6 protein-coding genes are annotated in these 9,503 nt (G+C 61.9%); all 6 read left to right on the top strand.

Features of this window, described 5'->3' with window-relative positions; genetic code table 11:
- Positions 1–60 precede the first annotated feature (60 nt).
- The 6 genes from B5F12_RS07990 to B5F12_RS08015 all read left to right on the top strand — a co-directional run bounded on the left by B5F12_RS07990 (position 61) and on the right by B5F12_RS08015 (position 9,222).
- On the top strand, positions 61–4,248 hold the full coding sequence (locus tag B5F12_RS07990) for a LamG-like jellyroll fold domain-containing protein (protein WP_087232916.1): 4,188 nt from the start codon (positions 61–63) through the stop codon (positions 4,246–4,248).
- A 733-nt stretch (positions 4,249–4,981) separates the two neighbouring features.
- Positions 4,982–5,899, top strand: coding sequence for a phosphatidylglycerol lysyltransferase domain-containing protein (locus B5F12_RS07995; RefSeq protein ID WP_158096780.1), 918 nt, complete (start codon positions 4,982–4,984; stop codon positions 5,897–5,899).
- A complete protein-coding gene (locus B5F12_RS08000) occupies positions 5,892–6,713 on the top strand; it encodes a GNAT family N-acetyltransferase (RefSeq protein WP_087232922.1) in 822 nt (273 codons plus the stop codon). The genes B5F12_RS07995 and B5F12_RS08000 overlap by 8 nt, the downstream gene beginning before the upstream one ends.
- 185 nt (positions 6,714–6,898) lie before the next feature.
- Positions 6,899–7,705, top strand: coding sequence for a transporter substrate-binding domain-containing protein (locus B5F12_RS08005; protein ID WP_087232925.1), 807 nt, complete (start codon positions 6,899–6,901; stop codon positions 7,703–7,705).
- A gap of 73 nt (positions 7,706–7,778) precedes the next feature.
- On the top strand, positions 7,779–8,513 hold the full coding sequence (locus B5F12_RS08010) for an amino acid ABC transporter permease (RefSeq protein WP_087232928.1): 735 nt from the start codon (positions 7,779–7,781) through the stop codon (positions 8,511–8,513).
- Positions 8,500–9,222: an amino acid ABC transporter ATP-binding protein gene (locus tag B5F12_RS08015; RefSeq protein WP_087232931.1), complete on the top strand. Its 723-nt coding sequence runs from the start codon at positions 8,500–8,502 to the stop codon at positions 9,220–9,222. The genes B5F12_RS08010 and B5F12_RS08015 overlap by 14 nt, the downstream gene beginning before the upstream one ends.
- The last annotated feature ends 281 nt before the right edge of the window (positions 9,223–9,503 follow it).

Below are 9,503 nucleotides of genomic sequence, written 5' to 3' on the forward strand. Positions count from 1 at the left end.
TGAAGAAATCTGAGAGATGGGGCTTGCATCGCCCCGCATAACAAAGAGGGAGGAAACCAAATGACGTTCCACAAACCCAAGGCCCTGGCTCGCCGCTGGGGCGCTGCGGCGCTGGCCGGGACCATGATGCTGGGCCTGATGCCCACCGTCCACGCCCAGACTTCCACCCAGTCTGACATCCCCGTGGTGGCCGACTGGAAGTTCGAGCAGCAGTACACCCAGGGCTCCATCGCCGCAGGCAACCTGGTCATTGAGGACCAGAGCGGCAACGGCAACAACCTGGTGATGGAGACCTACGGGCAGGGCAACTGGGAGGACTACCTGTCCTTCTCCGCCGACTCCATGACCGGAGCCGGGGGCAGCCTGGTCTTTGACGGCGACAGCACCGGGAAAACCGGCGCCGACTTCATCACCCAGACCGGGGCCGCCATCAACCGCGAGGAGTTCCAGGACGGCTATACCTTGGAATTTATCTATCAGTTCCCCGAGGACTGGACCGCCGCAGACAGCTGGATGAGCCTCATCGGCCGCCAGGGCTCCGGCGGCGGCAACCCCGAGGGGGAGCAGGGCACCATGTACGCCTCGGTGTCCAATTGTAAGGAAATTCAGTTCGTCACCGGCAACGCCGACGGCGACCACTCCATGTCCTCGGCGGCCTGGTCCGTGTCCATGGACCAGGGCGGCGTGTGGTACCACATCGCCATCGTCTCCGACGGCCACGAGATCGCCACCTATGTCAACGGCTGTGAGGCCTTCCGGGACTACGTGTCCGACGACATGGTGGGTATGTACGCCGACCCCGCCGACGGCCGCTTCCGCATCGGCTCCAGCTGGTGGAACGGCCTGGACAAGTTCCTCCAGGGCAACCTCCAGCAGGTGCGCATCACCGGGGACGCCCTGGACAAGAGCCAGTGGCTGGTCCCCAACCCCGAGGACTATGTGGGCGAGTTCGGCAGCCACGAGACCTATGCGCTGCGGGACGAGGACAACTACAACTTCGTGCTCATCCCCGACACCCAGAACACCGTGGAATACCGCCCCGACGTGATGGACACCGCCGTGGACGAGCTCATTGACAGCGTGGATGAGCTGAACATCAAGGGCGTCATCCACCTGGGCGACGTGGTGGACGACTCCGGCGATGCCACCCAGTACAACAACGCCAAGGACATCTTCTACCAGCTGCCCGAGGCCGGGGTGAAGTTCCTGGTCCAGCCCGGCAACCACGACAACTGGGCGGGCAACGGCTCCAGCTACTGGCACTACTTCGGTGCCGACAGCAAGGAGTACATGTCCCTCACCAGCTCCTACCTCACCCCCAAGGCCTGGAGCGGCGCCATGTTCGTGGAGGCGGGCAGCTACACCTACATGATCATCTCCCTGGCCTGTGAGGGCGGCAAGACCAGCTGGAACCCCACCACCGGAGAGGTGGAATGGCTGGAGGAGATGCTCCAGAAGTACCCCAACTGTCCCACCATCGTCACCCGCCACGACATTCAGAACTGCTCGGACACCCAGCCCAGCTCCATCAAGCTCAGCTCGGAGGGCACCAAGCTGTGGAACATCGTCAAGAAGTATCCCCAGGTGTTCATGATGGTGGGCGGCCACAGCCACGGTTCCGGCGTGGAGGTGCTCCAGAATGACGCTGGCCAGGACGTGATCTCCATTCTCACCGACCTGCAGTTCTCCTACAACGGCGGCAACGGCTGGTTCCGCTATCTGGAGTTTGACGAGAGCGCCGACAAGATCTACTACTCCGTCTACTCCCCCTACGCCGCCTCTCTGCCTGAGAGCGAGAAGACCTTCTTCGATGTGAACTTCCTCACCGGCCCCGGCCACGAGGGAGAGATAAATATCGACTTTGACACCCGCTTTGCCGGTATGGCCAACGAGCCCGCTGAAGTCCAGACCGAGGGCCAGTGGATGACCGGCGAGTACCACACCCACACCAACCAGTCCAACGACGCCTCCGAGAGCTACATGACCGTGGAGAACGCCCTCAACGTGCCCTTCCGGGAGGACATGGACCAGCTGGAGGACGTGTCCGGCGCTCGGGTGGAGAACATCACCTACGGCCAGGCCTTTGACTACATCATGCTGGCCGACCACCTGCGCAACTCCCCCCGTAACCCCGACGGCACCAGCAACGACACCGCCCGGTGGAGTGCCATTGCCGCCCAGCAGCGGGAGATTGAGAAGCTGCAAATCCAGGGCAAGTACGACGGCAAGATCATCTACTCCGGCTTTGAGTGGGACATGATGGCCCTGGACCACGCCACCGTGGCCCTCATTGACTCCGGCTCCAACCTGGTGCCTGTGGAGGGCATCCACGAATTTGAGTGGCTGTTCAGCTACGACACCTCCACCGACCGCTTCTACGGTGACGAGGAGGAGGTCTACGGCCCCCGTCAGAACGACAAAAACGATGTCAACGACACCTACGCCGCCGTGGAGTGGGTGGAAGAGAACTACCCCGACAGCTTCATCCTGCCCAATCACCCCTCCCGCCACAACGATGGGGACGACCAGGTGGACCAGGGCGAGGTGGCCCTTGAGAACCTGCGCATCATGAACGACCTGGCCCCCAACGTGGTCTTTGGCTTCGAGGGCATGCCCGGCAACCAGCTGGACCCCTCCTGCGAGCTGCCCATGGACGACATCCGGTCCGGGGCTGACGAGATGATCTCGGTCACCGGCGGCGTGTGGGACGCCATGCTCTCCGAGGGCCGCCGCTTCTACACCTTCGCCAACTCCGACTTCCACTTCAAAATCAGCTCCAACGGCAACTACTCCAGCGGCTACTGGGCCGGAGAGTTCTCCCGCAACTGGACCTATGTGGAGCCCGGCGAGGATGGCCTGTTTGACTTTGCCGACGTGGTGGAGGGCATGCGCTCGGGCAACAGCTACTCCGTCAACGGCGAGCTGATCTCTGACCTGACCTTCACCGTCTCCGACGACGCCAACACCGCCGGCATGGGCCAGGACCTCACCGTAGCCCCCGACGAGACCGTCACCGTCACCATCCGCTTCCAGGTGCCCGAGCACAACAACTACGCCACCCTCTACGGCACCGACACTGGTATTGACGTGGACAACACCCCCGACCTGGACCACGTGGACCTGATTATGGGCCACGTCACCGGCAAGGTGGACGAGGCCGACTACAACAGCACCGCCAACACCGACGCCTCCATCGTCAAGACCTTCTCCCGTGAGGAGCTCCAGGCCGCTCTGGGCGAGGACGGCACCTACACCCTCACCTTCACCACCCAGGCCGACGACGATCTGTACTTCCGTGTCCGTGGTCTGTCCAGCTCTGAGGTGGACGAGAACGGCGACCCCGTCACCCATGAGCGGGACGTGACCAACGACCGCCCCGCCCGCTTTGACTACATCAACGACTACAACTACTCTCACCTGTCCTTCTACGCCAACCCCGTGTGGGTCAACGTGGACGAGAACCAGACCACCGACGTGGACACCACCCTGCTGGAGAAGACGGTGGCCTACGCCCTGACCCTGTCCACCGAGGGGGTCACCGACTCCGCTGTGGCAGCCTTCGAGACTGCCCTCAGCAACGCCCAGGCCGTGCTGGCCAAGGAGAACCCCTCCCAGGCTGAGGTGAACGCCGCTTGGGACGCCCTGCTGGAGGGCATCTGGGGACTGGGCCTGGTGCAGGGCGACAAGGCTGAGCTGAACCTGCTCATTTCCAAAGCCGAGGCCATGGACGAGACCAAGTATGTGGCCGACCACTGGCCGCAGCTGGTGGACGCTCTGGCCAACGCCAAGGACGTGGCCGCGGACGGTGACGCCATGGAAGAGGACATCCAGCCTGTGGCCCAGGCCCTGCTGGACGCCATCCTGGCCCAGCGCTTCAAGGCGGACAAGTCCATCCTGGAAGACCTGATCGGCAAGGCCCAGGGCATGGACCTCAGCGGCTACACCGCCCAGTCCGTGGCCGCCTTCCAGAAGGCCCTCAGCGAGGCCCAGGCTGTGCTGGCGGACAACTCCCTGAGCGAGGACGACCAGACCACCGTGGACAACGCCGTGGCCGCTCTGAACGCCGCCATGAACGGCCTCACCGCCGGTGGCGCTCCTGAGACCACCGACAAGCCCCAGGCCACCCAGAAGCCGGAGGGCGTGCCCCAGACCGGGGACCATGCCCAGCTGGGTCTGGTGTTCAGCGTCCTGGTGCTGTCCGCCGCCGGACTGGCTGCTGTGGTGACGATGCGCCGCCGTCGCAGCTAATTCCCAATCAAGTAAAAAAGTACGGTCAGAGAAATCTGGCCGTACTTTTTTCATGGATATGGGAAAGCATACGATTGATTTTTCTCTGGTGCGGGCTTGCCAGCCCAGGGGACGCGCTCCCCGCTGGGGGTCCATTTTGAGTGGCCAAAATGGACGAAAAGCCACAAAAGGGGCCCGCCCCTTTTGAAACCCCAATGATTTTATGTTGTTTTGTGCGGTGGGGCCGTAGTCGGCCCTGGTCCCGGTGGGGTCACATAGATGGCACATAACATCTCTGGGGTGTCCTACTCCGCTGGCAGATCTCCCTTCCATCGCCAGGGCCTCAAGTCTGGGTGGTGTGCGGCCGATTCCCGGCCGCCGTGGGCCGGGTGGACCAGAAAGGGCCGAAATCTGGAGAAACGTGCACTCTCCCAGCAGGAATGGAGAAAAATAGAGCGTTGTTCTTTCTTGGTATGGCATTGGCTTTCGGCCCGGCCTGAGAACTACCGCAGGTCCAGCCTCGTACCCCAGGGAGGTCCTTAGGGGGGAACGCCCTAAGCGATTCTTTCCCCGATTTCTCATCGGGGAGAAATCGGGCATAAGCGGAGCGTCCCCACCGGGGGCGCAGGTCTACACCTGAGAGGTTGGCGGAGTACAATCCCTCCGGGTGGGGTTGCGTTTTTCCTAGAAGTATGCTATGATATTGAAAATGGAAAAATCTCCGCTGAACGCGGACAAACGAGGTAATTTTTGTATGAGTTGCGAGTGTAAATTTGTGGCACCGAAATTGGAGGACCGCCAGTGGGCGGCCCCCCTGTTCCAGAAAACCGGCAGCATGGGCTGTCAGTACAACTTCAACAGCATGTATCTGTGGAGTGGCGCCTATCCCCAGCAGTATTGCCGGGTGGGCGACCGGGTGGTGGTGCGCCTGCTGGGCGGCCTGGGGGAGAGCTTCCTCTTTCCCCCTGGGACAGGCCCTCTGGCCCCTGCCCTGGAGGTGATGGAGGACAACGCCAAATCCCTGGGGGTGCCCCTGGTGATGGTGTGCGTCACCCCCGACCAGAAAGAGCAGCTGGAGACGGAGTTCCCCGGCCGCTTCACCTTTGAGGAGGACCGGGACAGCTTCGACTACCTGTATGACGTGAACAAGATGGCGGACCTGCCCGGCAAGAAGCTGCACCAGAAGCGCAACCACATCCGCCGCTTTGACGACAACAACCCGGACTGGATGTTCCACCCCATCACCAAGGAGAACATGCACCTGTGCCTGGAGATGGAGAAGGAGTGGGCCAACCTCAAGGACGCCAATGAGGACAAGAGCCTCAGCGCCGAGACGGTGGCCATCATCGAGGCCCTGTACCAGATGGACGCCCTGGAGATGGAGGGCGGCGTCATCACCGCCGGAGGCCGTCCCGTGGCCTTCTCCCTGGGCAGCCTCACCACCCCGGAGTGCTTCAACGTCCACTTTGAAAAGGCCTTTGCCGACATCCAGGGCTCCTACCCCACCATCGCCCGGGAGATGGCCCGGATGGTGCGGGAGCGCCACCCGGAGGTGAAGTGGCTCAACCGGGAGGACGACATGGGCCTGGAGGGGCTGCGGAAGGCCAAGCTGTCCTATTACCCTGAACTTCTCCTGGAGAAGTACACCGTGCGGGAGCAGAGTCATGGCTGAGTGCAGACACGCCCGGCCCCAGGAGCGGGAACAGACCCACCAGCTGTGGCGCAAGGTGTTCGGGGACGAGCCCCAGGCCCAAGAGGCCTTCTATGACCTGTGCGCCCCCCAGGGCCCCCTGGTGCTGGTGGAGGAGGGACAGGTGGAGAGCATGCTGGTGCTCACCCCCGTGTCCCTGGCCTGTCCCGCAGTCGCCCCCTGCCAAGGGACCTATCTGTACGCCCTGGCCACCAACCCCCAGAGCCGGGGCAAGGGGTACGCCGCCCAACTCATGGACGCCGCCGCCCAGTGGACCGCCGACCAGGGGATGGACTTTGTGTGCACCGTCCCCGCCGCCCCCTCTCTTTTTCAGTTTTTCGGCAAAAACAGCTTTGAGCCCGCCTTTTACCACCTGCGCACTCCCCTCCCCGCCCCCCAGGAGGGGCCGTGGCAGGAGCTGACTCCCCAGGAGTATGTGGCCCTGCGGGAGGAGCTGCTGGGGGGCATCCCCCACATCGTCCACACCCCCGGCCAGGCCGCCTTTGAAGGCCAGCTCCACGGCGCCCTCTACCGCCTGGACTTGACCCACGGCCCGGGCTGCGCCGTGGTGGAGAACTGGGGGAAGTTCCACATCGTCAAGGAGCTGCTCTGCCTGCCCGGAGACGAGGAGGAGGGTGGCCGCCGGGTCGCCCACCTGTGCCACGGCCCGGGCGAGCTGCGCACCCCCGCCGGCCGGGCGGAAGGGGCCCCCTTTGGGGCCATCCGGTGGCTCACCGAGCCCCCCGCCCTCTGGCAGCAGACCCGCCGGGGCTACCTGGGACTGGCCCTGGACTGAGGGTTGTGCAGGAAACTTGCATAAAAATGAATATACATTCATATCTATCCGGTCATTTTGGATAAAATACAGGAATATTCCGGTTTCCTCTTGCATTATATTCATTTCGGCGATATAATCATGGCAATCACTTCCCCCGGATGGGGCAGCTAAGACATGAAATGGATTTGAGGAGACGGATGAATATGAAAGTTTGGAAAAAGATTGCAGCCATGGCCATGGCCATTGGCATGGTGGCCTCTCTGGCCGCCTGCGGCAACACCAGCAGCAAGCAGGAGGGCGACGACAACGGCCTGAAGACCGTGGAGAGCGGCAAGCTGCACATGTCCACCAACGCCCAGTTCCCCCCCTATGAGATGACCACCGACGACGGCGGCTTCGAGGGCATTGACGTGGAGGTGGCCCAGGCCATCGCCGAGAAGCTGGGCCTGGAGCTGGTGGTGGATGACATGGGCTTTGATGCCGCCCTCACCGCCGTCCAGACCGGCCAGAGCGATATGGCTATGGCTGGTATCACCGTCAACGACGACCGTCTGAAGGTCATGGACTTCTCTGACAGCTATGCCACCGGCGTACAGGTGGTCATCGTCAAGGAGGGCTCCCCCATTCAGACCGTGGACGACCTGGCTAACGCCAAGATGATCGGCACCCAGAAGGGTACCACCGGATACATTTACTGCTCTGCTCCTGTGGAAGAGGACGGCTACGGTGAGGACCATGTCACCGGCTATGACAGCGGCGCTCTGGCTGTCATGGCTCTGATGAACGACCAGGTGGACGCCGTGGTCATCGACAACGAGCCCGCCAAGGCCTTTGTGGAGGCCAATGAGGGTCTGAAGATTCTGGACACCGAGTTCGCCGTGGAGGACTACGCCATCGGCGTGGACAAGGGCAACACCCAGCTGCTGGATGCCATCAACGGCGCGCTGAAGGAGCTCATTGCCGACGGCACCGTTCAGTCCATCGTGGACAAGTACATCACCGCAGAGTAAGAACGAGAGAAATTGAAGAAGGGCGGCCCCCTGTGCCGCCCTTCTTTCCTTCTTGAGGAAAGGAGCAGGTTTTATGTTATATAGGCTGATTGACTGGCTCAATGAGCTGGGACCACGTTTTTACACAGCCTTTCTCGAAGCAGACCGCTGGAAGCTTTATTTGCAGGGCCTGGGCCGCACCCTGGAGATGACCTTGGTGGCCCTGGTCATGGGCGTCATCCTGGGCGTGGTGGTGGCCGTGATACGAGCTGCCCACGACCAACAGCGGGCCGGACGGCGGAAAAATCCCCTGCTGGCCATTTTAAACTTCATTTGTAAGATCTACACCACCGTCATCCGGGGCACCCCCATGATGGTGCAGCTGCTCATCTGGACCTTTGTCATCTTCCCCAGCATCCGGGACAAGATTCTGGTGGGTATCATCGGCCTGGGCATCAACTCCGGCGCCTATGTGGCGGAGATCGTCCGGGGCGGCCTGATGAGCGTGGACGGAGGCCAGATGGAGGCCGGCCGCTCTCTGGGCCTGGGCTATCTGGATACCATGCGTTTTATCGTGGTTCCCCAGGCATTTAAGAACATTCTGCCCTCTCTGGGCAACGAGCTGATTACCTTGTTCAAGGACACCTCCCTGGTCCAGGCCATCGGAGGCATGGAGCTGGTGTACTATGCCAGCACCATCGGAGGCCGTACCTTCGACTACATGCCCCCCTACATCGGCATTGCCGTGATGTATCTGTGTATTGTGGTGGTGCTCACCTGGCTCCAGGGTAAACTGGAAAGGAGGCTGCGTCAAAGTGATCGACGTTAAAAACTTATCCAAGTCCTTTGGCAACCACCTGGTGCTGGATAATTTGAACCAGCATATCTATCCCGGTGAAAAAGTGGTGGTGCTGGGCCCCTCCGGCTCGGGCAAGTCCACCTTCCTGCGCTGCTTGAACCTGTTGGAGACCCCTTCCGCCGGCACCATCACCTTTGACGGCACCGACATCACCGACCCCAAGTGCGACATCGACCAGGTGCGGCAGCACATGGGCATGGTGTTCCAGCACTTCAACCTGTTCCCCAACATGACCATCCGCAAGAACATCACCCTGGCTCCGGTGCGCACCCGTCGCATGAGCCAGCAGGAGGCGGACGACACCGCCACCCAGCTGTTGCGCCGAGTGGGCCTGGAGGAGAAGGCGGACGCCTACCCCAACCAGCTCTCTGGCGGCCAGAAGCAGCGGATTGCCATTGTGCGGGCCCTGGCCATGCGGCCCAAGGTGATGCTCTTTGACGAGCCCACCTCCGCTTTGGACCCTGAGATGGTGGGCGAGGTGCTGGACGTCATGAAGCAGCTGGCCGACGACGGCATGACCATGGTGGTGGTCACCCACGAGATGGGCTTTGCCCGGGAAGTGGGCAGCCGGGTGCTGTTCATGGACGGCGGACACATCCTGGAGGAGAACGAGCCCCAGGAGTTTTTTGCCAACCCCAAGCATCCCCGTACCATTGAGTTTTTGTCCAAAGTTCTGTAAGATAAGCCCCTTCTCTCTGCCCCAGGGTGGAGAGAAGGGGCTTTTGCCATGCCCAAAGGCTCCCCCTGTGCAAGGGGTTGTTCTTCTAAACGGCATCGTTCAGGCTTGCCAGCCAGAGGATACGCTCCGCTGGGCCCCCTTTCTCAGCGATGAGAAAGAGGGGAAAGAATCGCCAAAGGCGGGGCCTTCCCCCGCCTTGTGGAATCCACCCCGCGGTACTGGGTGGAAGGTGCATCGTTCTCGGTTCGGCCCTTAGTCTGGTAGGGTCACATAGATGGCGT

It is taken from the genome of Pseudoflavonifractor sp. An176 (genome assembly GCF_002160435.1).
In the GTDB taxonomy this organism is placed as follows: domain Bacteria; phylum Bacillota; class Clostridia; order Oscillospirales; family Oscillospiraceae; genus Enterenecus; species Enterenecus faecium.